21 protein-coding genes are annotated in these 22128 nt (G+C 68.2%); 12 read left to right on the top strand and 9 right to left on the bottom strand.

The genetic code is table 11. From position 1 onward, the window contains the following. Window positions 1–19 precede the first annotated feature (19 nt). The 3 genes from ACEU5R_RS26530 to ACEU5R_RS26520 are packed head-to-tail and all read right to left on the bottom strand — an operon-like array spanning window position 20 to window position 2712. On the bottom strand, window positions 20–841 hold the full coding sequence (locus ACEU5R_RS26530) for an ABC transporter ATP-binding protein (protein WP_103271829.1): 822 nt from the start codon (window positions 839–841) through the stop codon (window positions 20–22). A 2-nt stretch (window positions 842–843) separates the two neighbouring features. After that, window positions 844–1692 carry an ABC transporter permease gene (locus ACEU5R_RS26525; RefSeq protein WP_392412725.1) on the bottom strand — a complete coding sequence of 283 codons (849 nt, stop codon included), beginning with the start codon at window positions 1690–1692 and terminating at the stop codon, window positions 844–846. A gap of 3 nt (window positions 1693–1695) precedes the next feature. After that, the gene (locus tag ACEU5R_RS26520; RefSeq protein WP_392412724.1) at window positions 1696–2712 is read right to left on the bottom strand and encodes an ABC transporter substrate-binding protein; all 1017 of its coding nucleotides are present in this window, start codon (window positions 2710–2712) and stop codon (window positions 1696–1698) included. Between the two features lie 230 nt (window positions 2713–2942). Here ACEU5R_RS26520 and ACEU5R_RS26515 point away from each other — a divergent pair, with 230 nt between their 5' ends. Then, entirely contained in the window at window positions 2943–3470 is a 528-nt protein-coding gene (locus tag ACEU5R_RS26515; RefSeq protein WP_392412722.1) for an AAA family ATPase, read from the top strand. A gap of 36 nt (window positions 3471–3506) precedes the next feature. Here the strand turns inward: ACEU5R_RS26515 and ACEU5R_RS26510 are convergent, their stop codons facing one another. Both ACEU5R_RS26510 and ACEU5R_RS26505 read right to left on the bottom strand, forming a co-directional pair. Next, window positions 3507–4367, bottom strand: a complete 861-nt coding sequence (locus ACEU5R_RS26510; RefSeq protein WP_103271831.1) for an IclR family transcriptional regulator — start codon at window positions 4365–4367, stop codon at window positions 3507–3509. Between the two features lie 97 nt (window positions 4368–4464). Further along, complete coding sequence (locus ACEU5R_RS26505; protein WP_392412720.1) at window positions 4465–5265, bottom strand: enoyl-CoA hydratase/isomerase family protein; 801 nt, start codon at window positions 5263–5265, stop codon at window positions 4465–4467. A 344-nt stretch (window positions 5266–5609) separates the two neighbouring features. On the opposite strand from ACEU5R_RS26505, the gene ACEU5R_RS26500 reads away from it, so the two are divergent. The 8 genes from ACEU5R_RS26500 to ACEU5R_RS26465 all read left to right on the top strand — a co-directional run bounded on the left by ACEU5R_RS26500 (window position 5610) and on the right by ACEU5R_RS26465 (window position 15726). Continuing rightward, on the top strand, window positions 5610–6671 hold the full coding sequence (locus tag ACEU5R_RS26500) for an ABC transporter substrate-binding protein (protein WP_392412719.1): 1062 nt from the start codon (window positions 5610–5612) through the stop codon (window positions 6669–6671). Between the two features lie 7 nt (window positions 6672–6678). After that, the gene (locus ACEU5R_RS26495) at window positions 6679–7743 is read left to right on the top strand and encodes an ABC transporter ATP-binding protein (protein ID WP_392412718.1); all 1065 of its coding nucleotides are present in this window, start codon (window positions 6679–6681) and stop codon (window positions 7741–7743) included. Between the two features lie 8 nt (window positions 7744–7751). After that, the gene (locus tag ACEU5R_RS26490) at window positions 7752–9500 is read left to right on the top strand and encodes an ABC transporter permease subunit (RefSeq protein ID WP_392412716.1); all 1749 of its coding nucleotides are present in this window, start codon (window positions 7752–7754) and stop codon (window positions 9498–9500) included. Continuing rightward, the gene (locus ACEU5R_RS26485) at window positions 9497–11032 is read left to right on the top strand and encodes an AMP-binding protein (RefSeq protein WP_392412715.1); all 1536 of its coding nucleotides are present in this window, start codon (window positions 9497–9499) and stop codon (window positions 11030–11032) included. Before ACEU5R_RS26490 ends, ACEU5R_RS26485 begins: the two co-directional genes overlap by 4 nt. Window positions 11033–11451: 419 nt before the next feature. After that, the gene (locus tag ACEU5R_RS26480; protein ID WP_392412713.1) at window positions 11452–12297 is read left to right on the top strand and encodes a transporter substrate-binding domain-containing protein; all 846 of its coding nucleotides are present in this window, start codon (window positions 11452–11454) and stop codon (window positions 12295–12297) included. 27 nt (window positions 12298–12324) lie between these two features. Then, a complete protein-coding gene (locus ACEU5R_RS26475; protein ID WP_212314564.1) occupies window positions 12325–13824 on the top strand; it encodes an amino acid ABC transporter permease/ATP-binding protein in 1500 nt (499 codons plus the stop codon). Next, complete coding sequence (locus ACEU5R_RS26470; RefSeq protein WP_392412711.1) at window positions 13805–15229, top strand: amidase family protein; 1425 nt, start codon at window positions 13805–13807, stop codon at window positions 15227–15229. The genes ACEU5R_RS26475 and ACEU5R_RS26470 overlap by 20 nt, the downstream gene beginning before the upstream one ends. A gap of 113 nt (window positions 15230–15342) precedes the next feature. After that, window positions 15343–15726: an ectoine synthase gene (locus ACEU5R_RS26465; protein ID WP_212314563.1), complete on the top strand. Its 384-nt coding sequence runs from the start codon at window positions 15343–15345 to the stop codon at window positions 15724–15726. 118 nt (window positions 15727–15844) lie between these two features. Here the strand turns inward: ACEU5R_RS26465 and ACEU5R_RS26460 are convergent, their stop codons facing one another. The 3 genes from ACEU5R_RS26460 to ACEU5R_RS26450 form a co-directional block, all read right to left on the bottom strand. Then, the gene (locus ACEU5R_RS26460; RefSeq protein ID WP_392412710.1) at window positions 15845–16540 is read right to left on the bottom strand and encodes a GntR family transcriptional regulator; all 696 of its coding nucleotides are present in this window, start codon (window positions 16538–16540) and stop codon (window positions 15845–15847) included. A gap of 50 nt (window positions 16541–16590) precedes the next feature. Continuing rightward, window positions 16591–17436, bottom strand: a complete 846-nt coding sequence (locus tag ACEU5R_RS26455; protein WP_392412708.1) for an urea carboxylase-associated family protein — start codon at window positions 17434–17436, stop codon at window positions 16591–16593. Window positions 17437–17712: 276 nt separating this feature from the next. After that, window positions 17713–18639 carry a LysR family transcriptional regulator gene (locus ACEU5R_RS26450; RefSeq protein ID WP_392412706.1) on the bottom strand — a complete coding sequence of 309 codons (927 nt, stop codon included), beginning with the start codon at window positions 18637–18639 and terminating at the stop codon, window positions 17713–17715. A 154-nt stretch (window positions 18640–18793) separates the two neighbouring features. Between ACEU5R_RS26450 and ACEU5R_RS26445 the strand changes: the two genes are divergently transcribed. Both ACEU5R_RS26445 and ACEU5R_RS26440 read left to right on the top strand, forming a co-directional pair. Then, complete coding sequence (locus tag ACEU5R_RS26445) at window positions 18794–19276, top strand: VOC family protein (protein WP_103271842.1); 483 nt, start codon at window positions 18794–18796, stop codon at window positions 19274–19276. Window positions 19277–19281: 5 nt separating this feature from the next. After that, window positions 19282–19983 carry a flavin reductase family protein gene (locus ACEU5R_RS26440; RefSeq protein WP_392412704.1) on the top strand — a complete coding sequence of 234 codons (702 nt, stop codon included), beginning with the start codon at window positions 19282–19284 and terminating at the stop codon, window positions 19981–19983. A 60-nt stretch (window positions 19984–20043) separates the two neighbouring features. On the opposite strand, the gene ACEU5R_RS26435 is transcribed toward ACEU5R_RS26440, so the two are convergent. Next, the gene (locus ACEU5R_RS26435; RefSeq protein WP_103271844.1) at window positions 20044–20976 is read right to left on the bottom strand and encodes a LysR substrate-binding domain-containing protein; all 933 of its coding nucleotides are present in this window, start codon (window positions 20974–20976) and stop codon (window positions 20044–20046) included. A gap of 171 nt (window positions 20977–21147) precedes the next feature. On the opposite strand from ACEU5R_RS26435, the gene ACEU5R_RS26430 reads away from it, so the two are divergent. Further along, the gene (locus tag ACEU5R_RS26430; RefSeq protein ID WP_392412702.1) at window positions 21148–22059 is read left to right on the top strand and encodes an amino acid ABC transporter substrate-binding protein; all 912 of its coding nucleotides are present in this window, start codon (window positions 21148–21150) and stop codon (window positions 22057–22059) included. The last annotated feature ends 69 nt before the right edge of the window (window positions 22060–22128 follow it).

Below are 22128 nucleotides of genomic sequence, written 5' to 3'. Positions count from 1 at the left end.
TCCTGTGGGGCGTGTATCGCTAGCGGCGCACTTCGCGCTGGAATATCTCCAGGCTCAGTTTCTTCATGTCGATGAAGCTGGGTTCGGTCAGGGTCTCGACGGTGCGCGGACGGGCATCGCCGTAGTCCAGGATCTCGGCCACGCGCGTGGGGCGCTTGGTCAGCAGCAGCACCTGATCGGCCAGGTAAACGGCTTCTTCCAGATCGTGCGAGACCAGCAGCATGGTGGTGCCGGTCTGCATGAAGACTTCTTGCAGCTTTTCGCGGATGAACAGCGTCATCTCGAAATCCAGCGCCGAGAACGGCTCGTCCAGGAACAGCACCTCGGGTCCCGGCGCCAGCGCGCGCATGATCGAGGCGGTCTGCTGCTGTCCGCCGGACAGCTCGTAGGGGTAGCGCTTGAGATCGAACTTGACGTCGAACGAAGCCACCAGCTCCTCGACCCGCGCGTCGACCTCGGCCTTGCCGCGTCCCTCGAGCCGCAGCGGATAGGCGATGTTGTCGATCGTGCGCAGCCACGGGAACATGGCCTCGCGGTAGTTCTGGAACACATAGCCGATCTTGGTTTGCGCCAGCGATTTGCCGTCGAACAGGATCTCGCCGGCATCGATGGGAATCAGGCCGGCGATCATGTTGATCAGCGTGGACTTGCCGCAGCCGTTGGGGCCGAAGACCGAGACGATCTTGCCCTTGGGAATGTCGAGGTTGAAGTCCTCGTACAGCGGCCAGCCGGCGAAATACTTGGTCAGGCCGCGGATGGTGATGTGGGTGCCGGCCGGCCCCGGCACGAAGGGCGCGGGGGCGGGCGATGGCGCGATGGCGGGGTTGATGACGGTGGACATGATTACCGGCCACTCCAGTGGACGACGCGCTTTTCCATGAGCAGGAAGAGAATGTTCAGGACATAGCCGAGCGCGCCGGCGGCCAGGATCGAGGCGTACATGTCGCGCACGTTCAGCACCTGCTGCGCGTTGATGATGCGATTGCCCAGCCCGCTGTCCGAGCCGATGAACATCTCGGCCACGATCACGATGACCAGCGCCATCGACACGCCGCTGCGCAGGCCCACGAAGGTCGGCTGCAGGCTTTCCCAGATCAGCACGTCCTTGAAGATCTGCCAGCGCGAGGCGCCCATGACGCGCGCCGCCATCACGCGCTGTTTGCGCGCGTTGATGACGCCGTAGGCGCTGTTGAACAGGATGACTAGCACCGCGGCGAAGGCGGCGATGGCGATCTTGTTCATGTCGGTCACGCCGAAGATCATCAGGAACAGCGGGATCAGTGCCGACGACGGCGTCGAACGGAAGAAGTCCACCAGGAACTCGACGCTGCGGTAGGCTTTCTCGTTGCTGCCCAGCAGAACGCCCAGCGGCACGCCGATCACGCCGGCGATGACGAATGCCTGCAGCGTCCGGTTGACCGAGGCGAGGAAGTCGCCCAGCAAGGGCCCGCCGGCCATGCCCTTGGCCAGCGCCACCAATGTGGCGCCGGGCGTGGGCAGCAGCACCGGGCTGACCAGCTGCAGCCGCACCACCAGGTCCCACACGATGTACAGCGCCAGCGGACCGATCAGCGGCAGCAGGCGCGCGGCGGTCCAGGTTCGCGGGGCGCGGGAAGCCTGCGTCGCGATGGCCGCGTGGCGGGCGCCGGCGGCCTGCGCCGCGCCCGCGCGGCTCGAAGTGATCGCGTCCATGGCTCAGCCCTTGTACAGCATCGAGGCCACGTTGACCTTCTGGGCGAAGATGCCCTTGTCGGCGAACAGGTCGAAGAATTTCTGGAAGTATTGGATATCGCTGGGGCTGAACTCGTTGTAGAGCGTGTAGGCGGCCAGCGGCACGGCCTCGGTCATGGGGCCCTCGATGGCGGTATAGCCCTTCATGTACGGGCGCGCTTCGTTCGGCTGGTTGCGGATCAGTTCGATGCCGCGCGCATAAGCGGCGATGAATTTCCGGCTTTCCTCGGGATGCTTCTTCAGGAACGCGGTGGTCAGCGAGGCCGAGCCGCCGAACCAGGGCGCCATCGGATCGCCCAGCACGTACTTGGCGATGACGCCCGCCTCGAGCACGCGGGTGGTGCCGTTCAGGCGGCCCACGGTGCCGGTGGGCTCCAGCGTGTAGCAGGCATCCAGCTGGCCCGCGGCGACCGCGGCCACGTGCTGGCTGATCGCCAGTTCGACCACGGTCGCCCCGGTTGCGCCGGCGCGCTCCAGCACGGCCTTGGCCAGCGTGGCATTCTGGATGCCGGGTCCGGAACCGACCTTTTTCCCCTTGAGGTCCGCGATGGATTGGATGGGACTGTCTTTCGCGACGATGAACTCGTCCAGTACGTTCTTGGCGTTGCTGGGGTTGGACGCGAAGATCTTGAACAGGCCGGGCGAGGCGATCTCGCCGATGGCCAGGTTAGCCGAGCCAGTGCCGTTGGCGCTGCCGTCGGCGCGGCCCGCCAGCATGGCTTCCATGACTTGCTGCGCGCCCGCGAACTTGAGCGCTTCGACGTTCAGGCCGGCTTCCTTGAAGTAGCCCTTCTCGATCGCGGCATAGAACGGCAGGCCCGCCGCGACCGGCCAGTAGCCGATGCGGATGACCGGGCCCGGTTGCGCCCGCGCCAGTGCCGGCGCGGCCAGCGTGGCGGCGCCCAGCGCGGCGCCGCGCAGCAGCCGGCGGCGGGTGGCGTTGAAGGTGTGGGGCGCGAGGCGATCGGTGTTGCGGGACATGCGGGCTCCTGGTCGGAAATGGGCAGGCGCTTGTGGACAAGCCTGCATCCCAGTCAAGCAAGACCCGTGCCAGGCGGCCAGGCGGCGTTACGTCGCATGGGCGGGGCTATCATGGCGCGTCGCCTGAACCACCTTGGTGCATGCGCGGCACCGCGACGGCGCGCGCGGCGCATCATGGCGCCGCCGGGCCGGCGGCGACCGCCTGCCGCTCTTTCCCCATCCCGTTGTCCATGAACCTCGACACGCTAGGCCCGCGCATCTGCATCCTCGGCCCGTCCAACAGCGGCAAATCCACGCTGGCCGATGCCATCGCGGCGAAACAGGGCCTGGAGCCCATCCATCTCGACCGTCTCTACCATCTGCCGCATACCGACTGGCAGCCGCGTCCCGCCGGGGAATTCCTGACGCTGCACGACGCCGCCATCGCCGGCGAGCGCTGGGTGATGGATGGCAACTATTCCTCTTGTTTGCCGCAACGCCTGGCGCGTGCGACGGGTCTGATCCTGCTGGACCTGTCCACGCCCTTGAGCCTGTGGCGCTACGCGCGCCGGACCTGGTTCGAACGGGATCGGCGCGGCGCGCTCGATGGCGGCCGCGACAGCGTGAAGTGGTCGATGATCCGTCACATCGTGGTGGCCACGCCGCCCAACCGCAAGCGCTATGCGCAGCTATACGCGCGCTGTGAATTGCCGAAAGTGCTGTGTCTGTCGGCGCGGGCGCTGGCGCGCCGCTACCGGGAATGGGGGCTGGCGCGCTAGCGCGGGCCGGCCCGCGCGCGCGGGCGCGTCACGGAATCATCCCCGGCTGGAGATCGCGCGTCCCGCCGCCATCAGCAGCGCGGAAATGCGCCGTTCGTCCTCGGGGGCGTGCCAGCGCGCGCGCGACACCGCGACGTTGATGGCGCCGCGCGGGCGGCCATCGGCGCCCAGCACGGCGACGGCGGTGGCGATGTCGCCCAGGTACATCTCGTCCTCGGTGTGCGCGTAGCCCTGCTGGCGAAAGCGCGCCAGCCGTTCCATGATCTGGTCCGGATCGGTCTGGGTGTACTGGGTGTACGTAATCCGGTTGGACCGCGACAGCACCGCGCGGGCTTCGTCCTCGGGCAAGGCGCTCAGGATGGCCAGGCCGGACGAGGTGCAGTAGGCCGGCAGCCGCGTGCCGACGATGACCTCGGGCGTCAGCACGTGGCGGCTGACGAAGCGCTGCACGAACACGATCTCGGTGTCGTCCAGCAGGGTCAGGTTGACGGTTTCCTCGGTCTCGGCCGCCAGCTGCTGCAGGAACGGCGTGGCCAGCCCCACGAGTTCGTTGGCGCCGATGAACTGGTAGGCGAAATCCAGCATGCGCGGCGACAGCTCGTACAGCTTGGTGGCGGGATCGCGGCGCAGCAGGCCCAGCTGGCCGAGCGTGTGCGTGAAGCGCTGGGCGGCGCTCATGTCCAGGTCCGCGAGGCTGGCGATCTGCGTCATCGACAGTTCGCGCCGCTTGGCGTTGAACACGCCCAGCACGCGCATGGCCTTTTCCACCGAGTTCACGAAGAGCGTGGATTCCTCGTTGGCGGCGTGTTCCTTGCCCGCCTTGCCCCGCCCTGCCTTGCCGTCCGGATCGGCTGCCGGCCTGCCGCGCGCTTTCTTCGTCGGGGTGATAGGGTTCATGGCGTTTGTATGGCTGTTGCTACTGCATGGCGATAAGCCGTGAGTGTAATACGGCGATTCCACGGGCTTTCGCGCATGTGGCGCGCGCCGCCGGCGCTCAGTTTGTCGCGTCGCGACCCGGCGCGGCGTGGCCCCGGGCCTGGAAGAAGGCTTCCATCATGCGTGCCGGTTCGCCGCTGGCATAGGACTCCTTGTGCAGCCGGATCGCCGCTTCCATGGTGTCCTCGAACGAAGCCTGGGACATCTCGCGGAAGCGCTGCTTGTTCAGGCGCAGCGCCACCGGCGGCTTGGCGGCGAGTTCGCGGGCGACCTCCAGCGCGCGCGGCAGCACCTGGGCGGCGTCCACCAGGTGGTGGATCAGGCCCAGGCGGCAGGCTTCCTCCGCGTCCATGAGCCGGCCGGTCAGCGTCAGTTCGATGGTGCGGGACATGCCCAGCATCAGGTTCATGATCCATGGCCCCGTCACGCTGGCGATGCCGGCATTGATTTCCGGCTGGCCCATGCGCACGCCGGGATGGCCGACCCGCACGTCGCCCAGCAGCGCGACCTGGAACGCCGAGCCGGCCGCCGTGCCGTTCAGGGCCATCACCAGCGGCTTGGTCAGGCCGCGCAGCACCGAATAGAAGTGTTCCCAGGAGCGGATCCAGGTCGCGCTGGAGGCCACGTCGAAGCCATGCGCTTCCTCCAGGTCCTGGCCGGCCGAGAAGGCGCGCTCGCCCGCGCCGGTCATGATCATCGCCCGGATGCCGGCGTCGGCGTCGAACGCTTGCAGGGTGGCGATGATCTCGTCGCGCATGGCGCCGTGCCAGGCGTTCAGCTTATGCGGGCGGTTCAGCCGGATCAGGCCCACGCCACCGTCGTGGCGCTCGACTTCGATGAATTTCGTTGTGGATGCCATGGTTATATCTCTATGAAATAGTAAATAAGCAAAATTCAATATATGAGATGGGAAAAGTGATGGCAAGGAAATTCTTGTGTCTTGATTTGCAAGCGCTGGCGCCCCATCGGGTGGTTCGCGCTCGGTTGAGAGGCAATCGTTGAAGATTGAACGCCAGTCTGGCTTGCAGGCGTCTTCACGGATGAGGGTCAGTGCTTTCCCTAGATCCCCCTTGTGCGATGAAAGTTCGCGGGCGTATATTTTATTTAGCCATTTAGCTATCGAATTTCGATAATTAAAGTGGTTTTTGGCCCCAGGCCGAACCCGCCCGTGATCTGCCGCCCACCCGTTCAGGAGAGCGCATCGTGAAGCAACCCGCCCAACCCAGCCGCCGCCGTTTCCTCAAGACCGCGGGCGCAGCAGGCCTAGGCGCCTGCATAGGATTGCCCGCCTACGCACAGGCCCGCCAGATCGTGGTCGCGGATCCGGGCGGCCCCTACACCGCGGCCTATCGCAAGGCGTTCTACGACCCGTTCGAGCAGGCCACCGGCATCAAGGTGGTCAACGTGGCGCGCGAAGCGCAGCCCGTGGCGCAGCTGACGGCCCTGGTCGAGACCCGCAATTACATCTGGGACGTCACCACGCTGACCCTGTCGGCCGATATTCCGTACCTGGAGTCCAAGGGCCTGCTGGAGCCGATCGGCTTCACGGCCGCCGACGTGCCGGGCCTGATTCCGCAGGCCGTTACCGCCAATTGGATGGGCGTGGACATCTACGCGGCGGCGCTGGCCTACCGTTCCGACAAGTTCGCCGCGCAAGGTCCGGCCTCGTGGGCGGATTTCTGGGATGTCGCCAAGTTTCCCGGGCGCCGCTCGCTGCGCCGCAGCCCGATCGAAACGCTGGAACAGGCGCTGCTGGCGGACGGCGTGCCGATGGCGCAGCTGTATCCGCTGGACGTGGAGCGGGCCTTCCGCAGCCTGGACCGCATCAAGAAGCACATCAATCTCTGGTGGACGTCCGGCGCGCAGGCGATGCAGGCCATCCAGAACGGCGACGTCGACATGATCGCCACCTGGAACGGCCGGTCGCAGGCCGCCATCGACAATGGCGCGCCGGTGAAGATCGTCTGGAACCAGGGCATCTACTCCATCGAGGGCTGGGGCATTCCGAAGGGGACGCCGCGCGCGGACATGGCGCGCCAGTTCGTGCGCTTCTGCGCCGATGGCGCGCGCCAGGCCGCGTTCACGGACACGCTGGCCTACGGGCCGACCAATACCAAGGCCTTCGAGCTGATCGATCCCAAGCGCGCGGCCATCCTGCCCAGCGCGCCGCAGAACCTGCAGGCGATGGGCCTGCCGGATCCGGCGTGGTGGGCCGCGAATCGCCAGGCCGTCACCGAGCGCTTCAACGCCTGGATCGTGGGCTGAGGGTTCCATGCGCTACAAACTGGAAACCATCGGCCTGGGCAAGCGCTACGGCGAGAGCGTGGCGCTTGCCCCCACCGATCTGCAGGTTCGCGCCGGCGAATTCCTGACGCTGCTCGGCCCGTCGGGGTCGGGCAAGACCACGTTGCTGCAGATGATCTCCGGCCTGACGCTGCCCAGCAGCGGCACGCTGTTGCTCGACGGCGTCGACGCCACGCAGATGCCGCCAGGCAAGCGCGGCATCGGCATGGTGTTCCAGAACTATGCGCTGTTCCCGCACATGACCGTCTGGGAAAACGTGGCCTATGGCCTGCGCATGCGGCGGGCGCCGGCCGACGAGCTCAAGCGCGCCGTGGCCGCGGCGCTGGCGATGGTCAAGATGGACGAGTACGCGCACCGCTACCCGCGCGAGCTGTCCGGCGGGCAGCAGCAGCGCATCGCGTTGGCGCGCTGCTTCGTCTATCGCCCGTCGGTGATCCTGCTGGACGAGCCGCTGGGCGCGCTGGACAAGAAGCTGCGCGAGCACATGCAGCTTGAAATCCGCCACCTGCATGCGGAATTGCAGGCCACCTTCATCTACGTCACGCACGACCAGGACGAAGCCCTGGCCATGTCCGACCGCATCTGCCTGATGAACCAGGCCCGCATTGAACAGATCGGCACGCCATCCGATCTCTACGACCGGCCCGCGACCTGCTTCGCCGCCGGCTTCATCGGCCATTCCAACCTGCTCGACGGCCATGTCGAAACCGCGGAAGGCGGCGCGCGCCGGTTCCATGCCGCCGGCCGCTCGCTCGCGCTGGAAGGCGCGGCGCAGCCGCCGGGCGTTATGCGGGACGGCAAGGCCTGGCTGCTGGTGCGGCCCGAGGCGGCCGAGCTGCGGCCGCAAGGCCAGGGCCTGCTCGATGGCAGCGTCGCGGAAGTGGTGTTCCTGGGCGCCGAGGTCCGCGCCATCGTCGCGGTGGACGCGGACAGGCGCGTCAGCGTGCGTTGCGGCCGCAGCGTGGCGCCGCGCGTGGGCGAGGCGGTGGGCGTGCACTGGGACATGGCGCGCGCGACGCTGCTGCAGCAATGAGGTCCGCCATGAAGACAGACCGCCCCGCGCCCAGCCGCCTGCTGCCGTCAGCGGGATACGCGCGGGCGCGCGCCTGGCTGCCGGCCCTGCCCGCCGTGCTGTTCCTGGCGATGTTCTTTCTCGTGCCCGTGGCGGAGATCCTGCGCGGCGGCTTCGTGTCCGCCGATGGCGCGCTGACGGCGGCGCAGCTGAACCGTATCGCCGCGTCGCCGGTTTACGCCAAGGTTCTGTGGTCCACGTTCTGGATTTCGGGGCTGACGGCGCTGATCTGCGTCGTCGCCGGCTATCCCGTGGCCTATCTGCTGGCCCAGCTTGGCGGTCGGGCGCGCGACCGCTGGCTGCTGTGGATCATGCTGCCGTTCTGGACCAGCTATCTGGTCAAGACCTACGCCTGGATGCTGCTGCTCTCGCAGAGCGGGGCCTTGACGGCGCTGGCGCGCGCGCTCGGTCTGCTGGGCGGCGATGCCAGCATCGTGCCGTCGCTGGCGGGCGTGCTGATCGGCATGGTGCATGCCTTGCTGCCCCTGGCGGTGATGACGATGCTGCCGATCATGCAGGGCATTCAGCAGTCGCTGGGACAGGCCGCCGAAACGTTGGGCGCGGGGCCGGCCACGCGCTTCTTCACGGTCTTCCTGCCGCTGTCGGCGCCCGGCATCGCGGCGGCCGGGCTGTTGGTATTCATCACGACACTGGGCTTTTTCATCGTGCCCGCGCTGCTGGGATCGCCGCGCGAGACGATGGTGGCGCAGCTGGTCATCGCATCCGTGCTGGAGCTGTTCGACCTGCGGCTGGCGGGCGCTCTGTCGGCCCTGTTGCTGCTGTGCTCGATCGTGGTGTTCTACGTGTACGACCGGCTGGCGGGCCTGAGTTCGCTGGCCGGCGAGGCGCCGCGCCGCCGGGGCGCGTCCGGACGCATGATGGGCCTGCTGATCGCGCTGGGCCGGCTGGCCGATCCGCTGGCGCGGACGGCCTCGCGGATGCGCGCGGCGCGGCCGCTGAGGCTGTACACGCTGGGCGTGGTCGCGGTGCTGGTCCTGCCGGTGATCATCGTCATCCCCATCGCCTTCACCCGAGGCAGCTTCGTCTCCCTGCCGCCGCAAGGCTTCAGCCTGCAATGGTTCGAGACGTTCCTGGCCTCGCCGGTCTGGCGCGCCGCGTTCCTGCGGTCCTTCGCCGTCGGATTCAGCACGGCGGCGCTGGCCCTGGCGCTGGGCTTCGGCGCGACCTATGCCCTGACGCGCCTGTCGTCGCGCTGGGCCAAGCCCCTGTTCGCCCTGTTCATCGCGCCGCTGATCGTGCCGCGCATCGTGGTGGCGATCGGGCTGCTGTATCTGTTCGCGCGGCTGGGGCTGACGGGCACCGACGCGGGCCTGGTGATCGGCCATACCGTCCTGGCCCTGCCCTACGTCGTGGTGACGCTGGCAGCCGGATTCAAGCGCTTCGATTGGCGGCTGGTCGACGCCGCGCAGATTCTTGGCGCCTCGCCCTGGGCCAGGCTGCGCACCGTGATGCTGCCGATGCTGGCGCCCAGTTTGATCTCGGCGTTCCTGTTTGCCTTTGTCGTGTCGTTCGACGACCTGACCGTGGCGATCTTCGTCAGCGGCGGCCTGAACACCACGCTGCCCAAGCAGATGTGGGACGACATCCAGCTCGCCGTCACGCCGACGCTGGCCGCCGTTTCCACCGCGCTGGTGGTGGTCGTGGCCCTGGTGATCGCCGTTTCCTCATACCTGAAATCCCGCAACGACCATTCATGAATCCGCTGCACACGCATTTCCCGCCCCGCCTGGAAGGCGACGCCATCGATGTGGCGCCCCTGCTCGAACAAGGCCTGCGCCAGGCGCCCGGGCGCGTGGTCTTTGTGTTCGAAGGGCAGGCCGTCACCTGCGGCGAGCTGCGCGAGCGCATCGACCGCCTGCGGGCGTGGCTGGCGGGCCGGGGTTTGCGCCAGGGCGACCGCGTCGCCGTCATGCTGTCGAACTCGGCGGGCCATATCGCCCTGATCTATGCCCTGATCCTGTCGGGCCTGGTCTGGGTTCCCGTCAACACGCGCTTGCGCGCCGTCGGCCTGCAATACCTGCTGCGGCATGCGGGTCCTCGCCTGCTGGTGGCCGAGGACGAATACGCCGAGGCGATTGAACAGGCGCGCCAGGACGGCGTGCCGCTGGCGTCGGGCACGGATATCGATGCCGTTGCCGCGCGCGCCGACGTCGCGCCGGCCGCCTTGCCGCCCGTGCGGATCCGCCACGCGGACACGCTGTGCATCATCTACACCTCGGGCACCACCGGCGCACCCAAGGGCGTGCTGTTCACGCATCGGATGATGCGCATCGCCAGCGAGGCGACGCTGCGCGTGGCCAACGCCAAGGCCGGCGACCGGCTGTTCGTCTGGGAGCCCTTGTGCCACATCGGCGGCGCGCAGATGCTGATGGTGCCGTTCCTGGAACCGGTGCAGCTGCACGTGGTCGAGCGCTTCTCGGCATCGCGCTTCTGGGCGCAATGGCGCGACGCTGGGACGACGCATTTGCATTACCTGGGCGGCATACTCGACATCCTGGCGCAGGCGCCGCAACCGCCGCAAAGCTACATCAGGACCGCCTGGGGCGCGGGCGTGGCCGCCCGCTCCTGGGATGCGATCCGCCAGCGCCTGGGCTGCGAGATACGCGAGTGCTACGGCATGACGGAATGCGCCAGCTTCGCGACCTTGAACGCATCGGGCAAGCCCGGTTCCATCGGCCGTCCGCTGCCCTGGCTGCGCCTCGAGCTGCTGGGCCAGGATGGCCTGCCGGTGGCGCCCGGCGAGGCCGGTGAAATCGTGCTGTCCAGCGAGATCGAAGGCGCGTTCCTGCCCGGCTATCTGGACAATCCCGAGGCGAGCCGGCGCGCGCTGCGCGACGGCCGTCTGCATACCGGCGATTCGGCGCGGCAGGACGCCGATGGCGATTACTTCTTCGTCGGCCGCGCCACCGACAGCATGCGCGTGCGCGGCGAGAACGTGTCCGCCTGGGAGGTCGAGCGCGTGTTCATCGATCATCCGGCCATACAGGCCTGCGCCGCCGTGGGCGTGGCTGGCGATGTGGGCGAGCAGGAAATCTTGCTCTATGTGCAATTCATCGACGGGGCGCCGGTCGAGTGGGCCGAACTGGTCGATTGGGCGCGTCCTCGCCTGGCGAGTTATCAGTTGCCTCGCTACTTCCGGCAAACGCCGGGCTTCGAACTGACCCCCAGCGAGCGCATACGCAAGCATCTGCTGCCGCGCGACGCACAGGGGGCGTGGCGGCGCGCATAGCGCATGCCGATTGCGCCGGACGCGCGCATCGCGGCCGGCTTCCTGCATTGTGACGTGCCAGGCATGCGCGGACGGCAATTGTCCGAGGCCTGGCCGCGCGCGCTGGCGCGGCGCTTCGGATCAGACTGATACTTCCATCGCCGTCCGCGCGCCATGAAACCCGCGCGGCCACGCCGCGCGCGCGCTGCATTCTCCTGCATGCTTCCGGTGTACCGTTTTCCACGCAATCGCGCGCGGAATCGCCCGGGCACGCGTGTCCGCAACGCATTTCCGCTAGGGAAAACACTCATATCCCGCAATCCTCTTCCTGTCGCAGAATCGCTGAAAATTGTTCAACAATCCTTGTCGGACCGGCACCCGGCGAAACCAACATGACCACGCTTTTGCAGGGGTCTAGAGACGTCCTCAAGGGGAAACGCATGCCTGTTACCTTCCGTCCGTTCAAGCGCGCCGCGCGCTATGTCACCGTCGCCGCGCTCTGCGCCGCATCCACCTGGGCCCACGCCGCCGCCACCATCAAGGTCGACAGCCTGACCATCGGCTCCGACCTCACCTATCCGCCCTACGCCTACCTGGACGCGGGCAAGCCCGCCGGCTTCGACGCCGATTTCTCGCGCCTGCTGGCCGGCAAGCTGTCATTGCAGCCCGTGTTCGTCGACACGCGCTTTCCCGACCTGATCCTGGGCATGCGCGCGCGCCGCTTCGATACCGTGGCCTCGGCGCTGTACGTGACGCCGGAGCGCGCCAAGCTGATCGACTACGTGCCCTACCTGAAGACCGGTTCCTCGCTGCTGGTGCTGGCCAACAGCGCCTACGCGCCCACGGGGCCCGAGGCGTTGTGCGGCAAGCGTGTGGCCTCGATCAAGGGCGCGTCCTGGACGCCCAAGCTGCAGAAGGTCTCGCGCGAGACCTGCCAGCCCAAGGGCCAGGGCGAGATCAAGGTGCTGGAATTCCCGACGGCGCCGGAGGCGCTGATGGCGCTGCGCTCGCAGGCGGCCGACGTGATGATGGAAGACGCCGCCGTGGCGCACAGCATGCTGTCGCAGACGCAGAACGCGGTGAAGGTCAGCTCGACTTCGCTGCTGTATCCGGTGGTGATCGGTCTGGGCCTCAACAAGGACGCGCAGGAACTGCAGGCGCAGCTCAAGAAGGCGCTGGGCGAGGCGCGCGCCAGCGGTGAATACGCTGCCCTGCTGTCGCGCTATGGGCTGGAAGCGCCGACGGACGCCGACGTGCAGGCCGCGCTGGCCGGCCCGCGGCAGTAAGCGCGCAGCGCCAGGGAAGCCGCCGACATGCATTTCGATTGGGATTACACGCTGGGCCTGTTGTGGGACCGGGATTTCTGGAACGCCTGCTGGGTGGTGGTGAAACTCAGCATCGCCACCTGGTGCGTGGGCGTGGCCGCGGGCTTCGTGCTGGCGCTGGGCAAGCAGTCGCGCAATCCGTTGCTGAACAAGGCGGCGGGACTGTACATCTGGTTCTTCCGCAGCCTGCCGCTGCTGGTGCTGCTGGTGTTCATCTACAACCTGCCGCAGGTGTTCCCGGCGGCGGGCGCGGTGCTGTCCGATCCGTTCTATGCCGGGCTCACGGCGCTGGTGCTGAGCGAGACCGCCTTCATCGCCGAGATCCATCGCGGCGGCATCCTGGGCGTGCCGCGCGGCCAGCTCGAGGCCGGCCGCGCGCTCGGCATCCGCTATGCGGGGATCCAGCGCATGATCGTGATCCCGCAGGCGCTGCGCATCGCATTGCCGGCGCTGAGCAATGAGTTCATCACCATCGCCAAGCTGACCTCGCTGGTGTCGGTGATCTCGCTGGCCGAGATCCTGCTGGTGGGCCAGCGGCTGTACACGCAGAACTTCCTGGTGTTCGAGACCATGCTGGCGGTGGCGTTCTATTACGTGCTGATCGTCACCATCTTCGACAAGCTGCTGGGCTGGCTCGAATCGCACCTGAATATCCTGCGCCGCACGCCCCGGCCGCTGACGCTGGATCAGCGCACGCGCGACGCGCTGCGCGCCAACTTCGCCCAGCCGCCGGCGGCGCAAGGCGCGGAACAGGCCCTGCAGGTCCAGGGCGCGCGAAAGCGTTTCGGCGACCACGAGGTGCTCAAGGGCATCGACCTGGTGGTCAAGCCGGGCGAGGTCATCAGCATCATCGGTCCGTCGGGCTCGGGCAAGACGTCCTTGATCCGCACCCTGAACGGCCTGGAGTCGCTGGACGGCGGGCGCGTGCTGTTGCATGGCCAGCCCTTCCTGGATTCGGCGCGCGGCTCGACGCCGGGCGCGCGCATCCTGGATATCGGCATGGTGTTCCAGAGCTTCAACCTGTTCCCGCACAAGACCGTGCTGCAGAACGTGATGCTGGCGCCGCAGTACCACCGGCGCGGGGCGTTCGTGGACCTGCGCTGCGAGGCGCTGGCGCTGCTGGACAAGGTCGGCATGCTGGAGCACGCGCACAAGTATCCGCATCAGCTCTCGGGCGGACAGCAGCAGCGCGTGGCCATCGCCCGCGCGCTGGCGATGCGCCCATCGATCATGCTGTTCGACGAGCCCACATCGGCGCTCGATCCCGAGCTGGTGGCCGAAGTGCTGAAGGTGGTCGAGACGCTGGCGCGCGAGGGCATGACCATGCTCATCGTCACGCACGAAATGAGCTTCGCCTTCAAGGTCTCGGACCGCGTGCTGTTCATGGAAAGCGGCCGCGTGCTGCTGGACGCGCCGCCGGCCGAGGTGCTGGCCAGCGACGACGCCCGCGTCAAGGATTTCCTGAGCCATGTCCATGTCGCAGGTTGACGCGCCCTGTGCGGGCACGCGGGCCGTGCCGAGCGATCTGCACGCCGCCTCGGTCGCGCGCGCCCTGTCGAACGCGGCCGCGCATCCCGAAGCGGCGCGGCTGGCGCTGCTGGCGCGCCGCGATCATGCGGCGTTGGCCGAGGCCCGGGCGCGCGATGCCTTGCTGTGCGCGGGCGTCGCGCCGCCGCCCCTGGCAGGCGCGACGCTGGGCGTGAAAGCCTGCTTCGACGTGGCGGGCTGGGTCACGCATGCCGGTTCGCGCGTGCTGGCCGGCGCGCCGCCGGCCCCGCGCGACGCGGCCATCGTGCAGGCGCTGCGCCATGCCGGCGCGACGCTGCTGGCGCAAAACAACATGACGGAATTCGCCTATGGCGCGCTGGGCCTGAATCGCTGGCATGGCACGCCGCTCACGCCGCTGATGGCCGACGCGCCGCGCGTGGCGGGCGGCTCCAGCAGCGGCGGCGCGGTGGCCGTGGCGCTGGGCATGGCGACGCTGGCGCTGGGGTCGGACACCAGCGGCTCGGCCCGCATCCCGGCGGCCTTCTGCGGCGTGGCGGGCTTCAAGCCCAGCCGTGGACGCTATCCCGATGCCGGCATGGCCTATCTGTCGCCCAGCTTCGACGTGCCGGGCATCCTGGCGCCGGACGCCGCCGCCTGCCTGCGCGTGGATCGCGTCTTGGTGAATGACCCTGAACCTGAAGGCATGGCGCGTCCGATGTCGCCCCGGCACGCGCCGGGCGTGGCGGAGCTGGCAGGCGCCAGTGCAGACGACGACGCGCGGCTGGCGGGCGCAGGCTATCCGATGCTGGTGCTGCCCGAAGACCTGCTGGACATCCTGGACGCGCCCGTGCGGCAGGCCTTCGAGGCCTGGACGGAACGCCTGCGCGCCGCCGGCTTCACGCTGCGGCGCCAGCCTCTGCCCTGGCTGACGCAAGCGGCCCAGGCCGCGCGCGAAGGCGGCATCATCGCCGCCGAGGCCTATATGCTGCATCGAGCAAGGCTGGCCCGCAGCGGCGAGGACTACGATCCGCGCGTCGGGCCGCGCATGCTGCTGGGCGCGCAGGTGCCGGCGCATGTCTACGCCAGCGCGCTGGCGCGACTGCGCGAATTGCGCTGTTGCTACCAGCAGGCGCTGGGCGAGGCGGCGGGCGTGCTGACGCCCACCGTGCCCATGCTGGCGCCGGCCGTCGCCAGCCTGGAAGCGGACGACGCCTATCTGCAGGCCAATGCGCGCGCCTTCAACCTGACCGAATTCGCCAATCGTCTCGACCTGCCCAGCGTGTCGCTGCCCGGCGACCTGCGCGCGCGCCAGTCCATCGGTCTGATGCTGACGGGGCGCGGCGGCGATGACCGCCGCGTGCTGGAGCTGGCCGTGGCGATGGAGCGCGTGTTGAACAGACCTTGATTCCGCCCGACGCGGGCGCACGGCGGCCTGGCACCGGCCCGGCACGCAAGCCCCGCGCCGTGCGCGCATGTCCGACCAGAATATTTCCCTGCCATCCCCTATCGGAACCCGCCATGATCGTCATACACAGCCAGGATCTCACCGACACCGAACGCCACGCCCGAGGCCCCGGCTGGGAAAGCCGCCGCATGATCGTCAAGCGCGACGGCATCGGCTACTCGGTGCATGAAACCCGCGTCTTCGAAGGCGCCGAGCTGCACCTGCACTACAAGCACCACTACGAGGCCAATTACTGCATGGAAGGCGAAGGCGAGGTGCTGGACGTGGCCACTGGCGAACGCCACCCGATCCGTCCCGGCACGCTGTACGCGCTGAATCTGAATGACCAGCACGTGCTGCGCGCCACCAAGGGCGATCTGCGGCTGGTATGCGTATTCAATCCGCCGCTGAGCGGCACCGAGACGCACCGCGCCGACGGCAGCTACGCCGAAGCGTGAGCAGGACAGGCAACGGCGCCCCTCGGGGCGCCGTCATGTCGTTGGATCGCTGAGTTCAAACGCGTGGCGAGGACCGCCGCGTTGGCGCGGCCGTCACGCGCCCCATCGCCGTCCCGCCCTACTTTGCGTGCTGGTTCTTCAGCCGCGTCAGCACCCCGGTCAGGGTGCGTTCGGAATCGTCCAGGTAGGCGGCCATGGCCTCGGCGGCCTCGGCGCGGCGATTCTTCACCAGCAGGCCGTGGATCTGCCGCTCGCGCTCGATCCAGTCGGCGGTCTGGATCAGGCTTTCATCGATTTCGGACGCGAACACCAAGCGCAGCTGCGCACAGAGCGTCAGGAAGTATTCGTTCAGCAGCCGGCTGCCCAGCTGCGCCACGATGTGCTGGTGCACCTGCAGGCTCAGGGTGCCGACGTTGCGCCAGTTGCGCTTGGCCAGCGCGCGATCGGCGGCGTCGATGGTGGTCAGCATCTTGTCCAGCAGCGCGGGCTGCAGCGGCAGGTCGCCGCTGATGGCCTGCATTTCCAGCGCGCGGCGCGCGGCGTAGATCTCGCGCAGGTCCTTGCGCTCCATGCGGCGCACGATCACGCCCTTGTGGCGCACGAAGGTGGCCAGGCCTTCGCGGCCCAGCTGGTGCAGCACTTCGCGGATGGTGTTGCGTGACGCGCCATAGGCGGCGGCCAGGTCGACTTCGACCAGCTGCGTGCCCGGCGGCAGCTTGCCGCCCATGATGTCGTCGCGCAGCTGGTGGCTGATGCGTTCCGCGATCGAGATCCCGCTGTCGCCGCTGGGGCGCTGGCCGCGTTCGGCAGGCATGTTGCTTGGCTCCTCTGGCCGGGCGCCGCTGTGCGCGGCGCCCGCTGTCGTTATTTCCACTCGACCTTTTCGGGATGCAGGCCGTGGACGCCCTTATACGGTGAAACTCCGGGCGATGTCCAGCCTTGCAGCAGCGCCGGATCCAGCGAGTAGACCTCAACGCCCAGCGGCCGGCACACGTCGATGGGATCGCGCGCCTCGGGGCCCCACATCGGCACCGACAGGTCGCCGCCGGGGCAGGTGGACAGCGCGCACAGCAGATCGATCTCGGCGAACATCTCCAGGTAGTCGCCGGGCTGGGCCGGGCAGGCCTTCATGAAGTATTTGTCGTCGTCGTTCAGGCCGGTGACCTGGAACACGTTGAGCACGTCGTGCACGTCCAGTTCGGTCAGGCCATGCGGCGCCACGGCGCGCGTCAGGTTCGAGTGGCAATGGAAATGGAAGTCCTCGCCCGTCAGCAGCTTGTTCACGTAGGGGTCGCAGCGCGTGCCCAGCAGGTCGTGCACGCGGCCGCCGTCACTGTCGACGCCGTAGCTGGCCAGCGTGTCCTCGGTGATGGTGGCCATGGGGCGCAGGTAGGGCAGCGTCGACCAGAGCCGGTCATGGGTGCTGACGTGGGCCTGCTGCAGCTGGCGTGTGCGCGAGGCCCACATGCGTTCGCGCGGGTTGTGCAGGTTCCACATGTTGAAGTCCGCCACCTGCGGGCCTTCCAGCGTGACGATGCGGAACACATGGCCGGCCGGCACCTTCCAGGCGAAGCCGCTGCGGATCGGCACCACGTGCGATTCGACCAGCTGGCGCTGCGCCGGATCGGCGATCAGGGAACGGTAGAACGCCTTGTCCACGTTCAGGATGGAGCCTTTGCTCACCTGATATGCGGCGGGGTAATTCGACATGGCCTGCCTCCTGTGTACCCGGCCGGGCCGGCCAGGATTGTTGAACAATTTTCGAGGCAGTATACAGGAGCGGCGCGAAGTTGGAAGAGGGATTTGTGCGCGGCGGAAAGGCGTTTTCGAGCCGTGCGCGTGGCGGCGGGCGGCGTTCGCGGGCGCGATTTGAATGGGGAAGGTGATGGCCGCGCGCCGTGGCCGGTCGTCGCGGCGGACGGGGCGGGCGCCAGCGCGCCTGGCAGGCGGCCGAGGCTGAGGGGCGTCAGCCTCGCGGACGCGTCTTCAAAGCGCGGCGTCCGCCGCTTCTGAGGCGTCGCTGCAGACCTGCTTGATGGTCTGCCGCAGCCAGCGGTGCGCCGGGTCGCTGTCCAGCCGTGGCGGCCAGGCCTGCACCACCGTGACGGCGGGCATGTCGATGGGTACGTCGAAGGCGCGCAGGTCCAGGCCCAGGCGCTTGACGCCGGGCAGCAGGTGGCCGGGCATGGCGGGCAGAATCAGGTCGGAGTCGGCCAGCGCGAAGATGGCCGCGTAGAACGTGGGCGTGATCAGCGCGACGTGGCGGCTCAGCCCCTGCTCGGCCAGCGCCTCGTCGATCGGGCCGTGGCTGCGGCCGCGTCGCGACACGCCGATGTGTTCGTAGGCGGCGAAGCGGCGCGGCGTGACGACGCCGTGGAAGATCGCGTGCCCGCTGCGGGCCAGGCCGTGGAAGTTCGTCGTGAACAGCGTCTGCACCTTGATGTCGGCGCCGAACTTCTGCACGGAGCCGATGTACAGGTCGGCGTCGTCGTCCAGCGCGCCCGAATCGTGCTCGCCTTCCGAGACGAAGCGCAGCGTGGTGCGCGGGGCATAGCGGCGCAGGTGCTCGCGCAGCCGGCCGCCGAAGCCGCCGACGAAGACATCGTTGGCGCGCAGTGTGAAGATGCGTTCCAGCGTGGCCAGGTTCACGTCCTGGCCGAAGGCGCCCAGCACGGCCTGTGCCTGTTCAACCACGTTGCGCACTTGTTCGCGCAGGGCCAGCGCGCGCGGCGTGGGCGCCAGCCCGCGTCCGGAGCGCACCAGCACCGGGTCGCCCACCGCTTCGCGAATGCGAGCCAGGCTGCGGCTCATGGCGGGCGTGCTGAGGTTGAGCCGGCGCGCGGCGCCGACGACGCTGCCTTCCTGGATCAGGACGTCCAGGGTGACGAGCAGGTTGAGGTCCAGCGGTTTCATGCGCGCAAGCATACCGCGCTGGCATGGATACGACCGTTCCGATTCATGCAATCGTCGATTTACCGGAACGGCATTCCCCGCAGGCAAATGCGAGCCCAACATTTGCGCCTGGTCGGCGCATGGGCGCCCGCTCTATAAGAGGAAGGAGAGAGATATGGCGCTGGAAGTGCTGGAACTGCACCATCATGCGGTGCGCATGCCCCTGGGCAAGGTCGAGGCGATGGGCGCGTTCTATGGCGATGTGCTGGGCCTGGATACGGACCAGGGCCGCTGGCAGATCCCCGGCATCGCGGGCTATTTCCTGGACATGGGCAATGACTGTCAGATCCATCTGCTGGGCAGCGATGGTCCGTCGCCTTATTCCCAGGGCCCGGGCCGCGACCCGGTGGAAAACCACGTGGCGCTGGCGGTGCGCGACATCGCCGCGTCCGAGCAGGAGCTGCGGCGCCTGGGCGTGGACTACTGGAAGCTGGACAACGTGGCCGCGCCCGAGCTGATGCAGCTGTTCCTGCGCGATCCGGTCGGCAACCTGATCGAGCTGCACCAGATCGGCCGTTGCCGCTGCAAGCGCAGCGACCGCGCCTTCGCCGACGCCAAGGCCGCCACCGGCGCCACGCCGACCGAGGGCAAGGGCTGATCGACATGTTCATTGATCTGGAAGCGCTGCCGGGGCCGGCGCGCTACAAGCTGCTGACCGCGGCCATCGTGCCGCGCCCCATCGCCTGGATCGTGTCGCGCGATGCGCGCGGCACGACCAATGTGGCGCCCTTCTCCTTCTTCAACCTGATGTCCGGCGATCCGCCGCTGATCTGCGTGGGCATCGGCGTGCGCGACGGCGCGCCGAAGGACACGGCGCGCAATATCGCGGAACGCGGCGAATTCACGGTCAACCTGGTGTCGTCCGCGCTGGCCTCGCGCATGAATGTGACGGCGGTGGATTTCCCGCACGGCGTGGACGAGGCGCAGGAAGCCGGGCTGCTGCTGGCGCCCGGCGAGCGCGTCTCGGTGCCCCGGGTGGCGCAGTCGCCGGTGTCGTTCGAATGCCGGCTGCACCAGTTGCTGCGCATCGACGGACGCAGCCTGGTGATCGCCGAGGTGGCCGCCATGCACGCCCGCGATGATGTGGTGTCCGACCCGGAACGCCTGTACCTGGACGGCTCGCGCATGGACCTGCTGGCCCGGCTGCACAATCCGGGCTGGTACTGCCGCCCGCAGGCCGACTTCCAGATGCCGCAGCTGACGCGCGAGCAATGGGACGAGATCAAGCGGGACGGCCGCGCAGAGGAATACCTGGAACATAATCCGCTGGCGCCGCGACCGGCGGCGCTGTCCGAGGCCGGCTGAGGCCGCGCATTCGATCCCGGGCCGGCCGCGTGTTGCGGGCCGGCGCCGGCAGCAGCCCGCTCAACGCCCTGGCCGCGCCTTCAGATCCCCCATTTCCTCGTGCATCAGCTGATGCGCATACCGCGAGAACACGCTGACCAGCCGGGTGCGGGTGTGGTACGGCGGATAGAGCAGCGCCACCGTCACCGCCACCGCCGGGGTGAAGGGGCGCACCTCCACGCCGTTGGCCTCGTATTCCTCGTGGGCGGCCAGCGGGTTGATCAGGGCCACGCCCAGCCCCGCGCCCACCAGTGCGCAGACCGATGAGCCCAGGCTGGCCTCGGCCACCGTCTGGCGCTCGACCTTGGCGGCCTTGAACACCGCGTCGATGCGTTCGCGCAGCGGCGTGCTGCTGGGAAAGGAAATGAAGGGCTCGCCGGCGAAGTCGGCGGGCTTGAGCTTCTTCAGCTTGGTCAGCCGGTGCCCCTTGGGCAGCACCGCCACGCAATTCATGGTCATGACCGGTTCGACCTGGATGCCGGGCGCCTCGCCCGACAGCATCGCCAGCCCGGTGTCGCAGAAGCCCGAGCTGATCCAGTTGTGCACGGCGCTGGCGCTGCCCGAATGGATGGACACCATCACATCCGGGTACTCGGTCTTGAAGGCGGCCACGATGCGGGCCAGCAGCCCGCCGGCCAGGCGCGGCATGGCCGCCACGCTCAGGCGGCTGGCGCTGAACGAGCGGATGCTGGCGGCGGCGGACTCCAGGCCGGCCAGTCCGATGAAGGTTTTTTCCACCTCTTGAAAGAAGCGCGACCCGTCCTGGGTCGGCGTCAGCCGGCTGCCGTTGCGGTCGAACAAGGGAAACTGGGTGATCGCTTCCAATTGCGCGATTAAGCGGCTAACGTGCGGCTGCGAGGTGTGGACCCGCCGCGCGGCGGCAGTCATGGAGCCGGTCATCATGACGGCTCGGAATGCCTCGATGTGTCGCAAGCCCATTCGTGGAATGGCCATATCAAATCCGTATAGAGGAATACCCGATTGGAACTGGATAAAACCATAACGCTAGTTGATACTTTTCGCCAGCCGCGGGGCTCATCGCGGGACGAGGCGGTTGCCGGCGGGTGCGGTGCCGCTGATCGGAATCATATGCAAGCGCCGGTGCTCCGGCGCCAAGGGAATAAGATGAAAGCTTTTGCCGCGCTCTCCATCGCCGCGCTGTCGGCCGCTGCCGCCGCCACCGCCCACGCCGAAGGCCCCAGCCGGCTGGACAAGATCCGTGAAACCGGCGTGATCACGCTGGGCCATCCGGAAACCTCGGTCCCCTTCGCCTACCTGGACGGCAACCAGAAGCCGATCGGCTACACGGTGGAAATCTGCCAGCAGGTCGCCCAGTACGTGAAGGAAGCGCTCAAGCTGCCCAAGCTGGAAGTGCGCTACAACCCGACCACCTCGGCCACCCGGATCCCGCTGCTGGCCAACGGCACCATCGACCTGGAATGCGGCAACACCACCAATAAGGAAGACCGGCACAAGTTCGTCTCCTTCGCCCCGACCACCTTCCTGGCCCAGGTCGTGGTGGTGGCGCGCAAGGACGGCGGCGTCGACCCGAACAACCTGGCCACCTTCAAGGGCAAGTCGATCGCGGCGCAGGCCGGCGGCCAGACGTTCAAGCTGGCCTCCCAATTGAACGCGCAGGGCAACCTGGGCATCACCATCGTCCCGGCCAAGGACACCGGCGAGACCTTCCTGATGGTCGAATCCGGCCGCGTCGCGGGCACGATGAACGACGACGGCCTGGCCTATGGCTCGGTGGCCTCGTCCAAGGATCCCTCCGCCTTCGTGATCGGCACCAAGGGCTATGAGCTGGCGCCCTACGGCATCATGCAGCCCAAGGACGACCCGGCCTTCAAGAAGGTGGTGGACGGCGCCGTGCTGGACATGATCAAGAACGGCAAGGTCGCGGCGCTGTACGAGAAGTACTTCAATTCGCCGATCCCGCCCAAGCAGATCAACCTCAAGTATCCCATGAGCGACGCCTTCAAGCGCGCGCTCGCCAACCCGACCGATTCGGGCGACCCCAAGGCCTACGAGTAAGCGGCTGAGGCGGGGGGGGGGGGGGGGGGGGGGGGGGGGGGGGGGGGGGGGGGGGGGGGGGGGGGGGGG

Source organism: Achromobacter sp. 413638 (genome assembly GCF_043119405.1).
Lineage (GTDB): Bacteria > Pseudomonadota > Gammaproteobacteria > Burkholderiales > Burkholderiaceae_B > Achromobacter.
The sequence above is the reverse complement of the archived record's forward strand: the minus strand, read 5'-3'. Positions and strand labels throughout refer to the sequence as shown.

Coding starts and splice junctions, on each gene's coding strand:
- ACEU5R_RS26530 (WP_103271829.1), bottom strand. CDS start 841: ATGTCCACCGTCATCAACCCCGCCATCGCGCCATCGCCCGCCCCCGCG.
- ACEU5R_RS26435 (WP_103271844.1), bottom strand. CDS start 20,976: ATGGCCATTCCACGAATGGGCTTGCGACACATCGAGGCATTCCGAGCC.
- ACEU5R_RS26505 (WP_392412720.1), bottom strand. CDS start 5,265: ATGGCATCCACAACGAAATTCATCGAAGTCGAGCGCCACGACGGTGGC.
- ACEU5R_RS26465 (WP_212314563.1), top strand. CDS start 15,343: ATGATCGTCATACACAGCCAGGATCTCACCGACACCGAACGCCACGCC.
- ACEU5R_RS26455 (WP_392412708.1), bottom strand. CDS start 17,436: ATGTCGAATTACCCCGCCGCATATCAGGTGAGCAAAGGCTCCATCCTG.
- ACEU5R_RS26495 (WP_392412718.1), top strand. CDS start 6,679: ATGCGCTACAAACTGGAAACCATCGGCCTGGGCAAGCGCTACGGCGAG.
- ACEU5R_RS26430 (WP_392412702.1), top strand. CDS start 21,148: ATGAAAGCTTTTGCCGCGCTCTCCATCGCCGCGCTGTCGGCCGCTGCC.
- ACEU5R_RS26460 (WP_392412710.1), bottom strand. CDS start 16,540: ATGCCTGCCGAACGCGGCCAGCGCCCCAGCGGCGACAGCGGGATCTCG.
- ACEU5R_RS26490 (WP_392412716.1), top strand. CDS start 7,752: ATGAAGACAGACCGCCCCGCGCCCAGCCGCCTGCTGCCGTCAGCGGGA.
- ACEU5R_RS26480 (WP_392412713.1), top strand. CDS start 11,452: ATGCCTGTTACCTTCCGTCCGTTCAAGCGCGCCGCGCGCTATGTCACC.
- ACEU5R_RS26510 (WP_103271831.1), bottom strand. CDS start 4,367: ATGAACCCTATCACCCCGACGAAGAAAGCGCGCGGCAGGCCGGCAGCC.
- ACEU5R_RS26440 (WP_392412704.1), top strand. CDS start 19,282: ATGTTCATTGATCTGGAAGCGCTGCCGGGGCCGGCGCGCTACAAGCTG.
- ACEU5R_RS26475 (WP_212314564.1), top strand. CDS start 12,325: ATGCATTTCGATTGGGATTACACGCTGGGCCTGTTGTGGGACCGGGAT.
- ACEU5R_RS26485 (WP_392412715.1), top strand. CDS start 9,497: ATGAATCCGCTGCACACGCATTTCCCGCCCCGCCTGGAAGGCGACGCC.
- ACEU5R_RS26470 (WP_392412711.1), top strand. CDS start 13,805: ATGTCCATGTCGCAGGTTGACGCGCCCTGTGCGGGCACGCGGGCCGTG.
- ACEU5R_RS26525 (WP_392412725.1), bottom strand. CDS start 1,692: ATGGACGCGATCACTTCGAGCCGCGCGGGCGCGGCGCAGGCCGCCGGC.
- ACEU5R_RS26520 (WP_392412724.1), bottom strand. CDS start 2,712: ATGTCCCGCAACACCGATCGCCTCGCGCCCCACACCTTCAACGCCACC.
- ACEU5R_RS26450 (WP_392412706.1), bottom strand. CDS start 18,639: ATGAAACCGCTGGACCTCAACCTGCTCGTCACCCTGGACGTCCTGATC.
- ACEU5R_RS26445 (WP_103271842.1), top strand. CDS start 18,794: ATGGCGCTGGAAGTGCTGGAACTGCACCATCATGCGGTGCGCATGCCC.
- ACEU5R_RS26515 (WP_392412722.1), top strand. CDS start 2,943: ATGAACCTCGACACGCTAGGCCCGCGCATCTGCATCCTCGGCCCGTCC.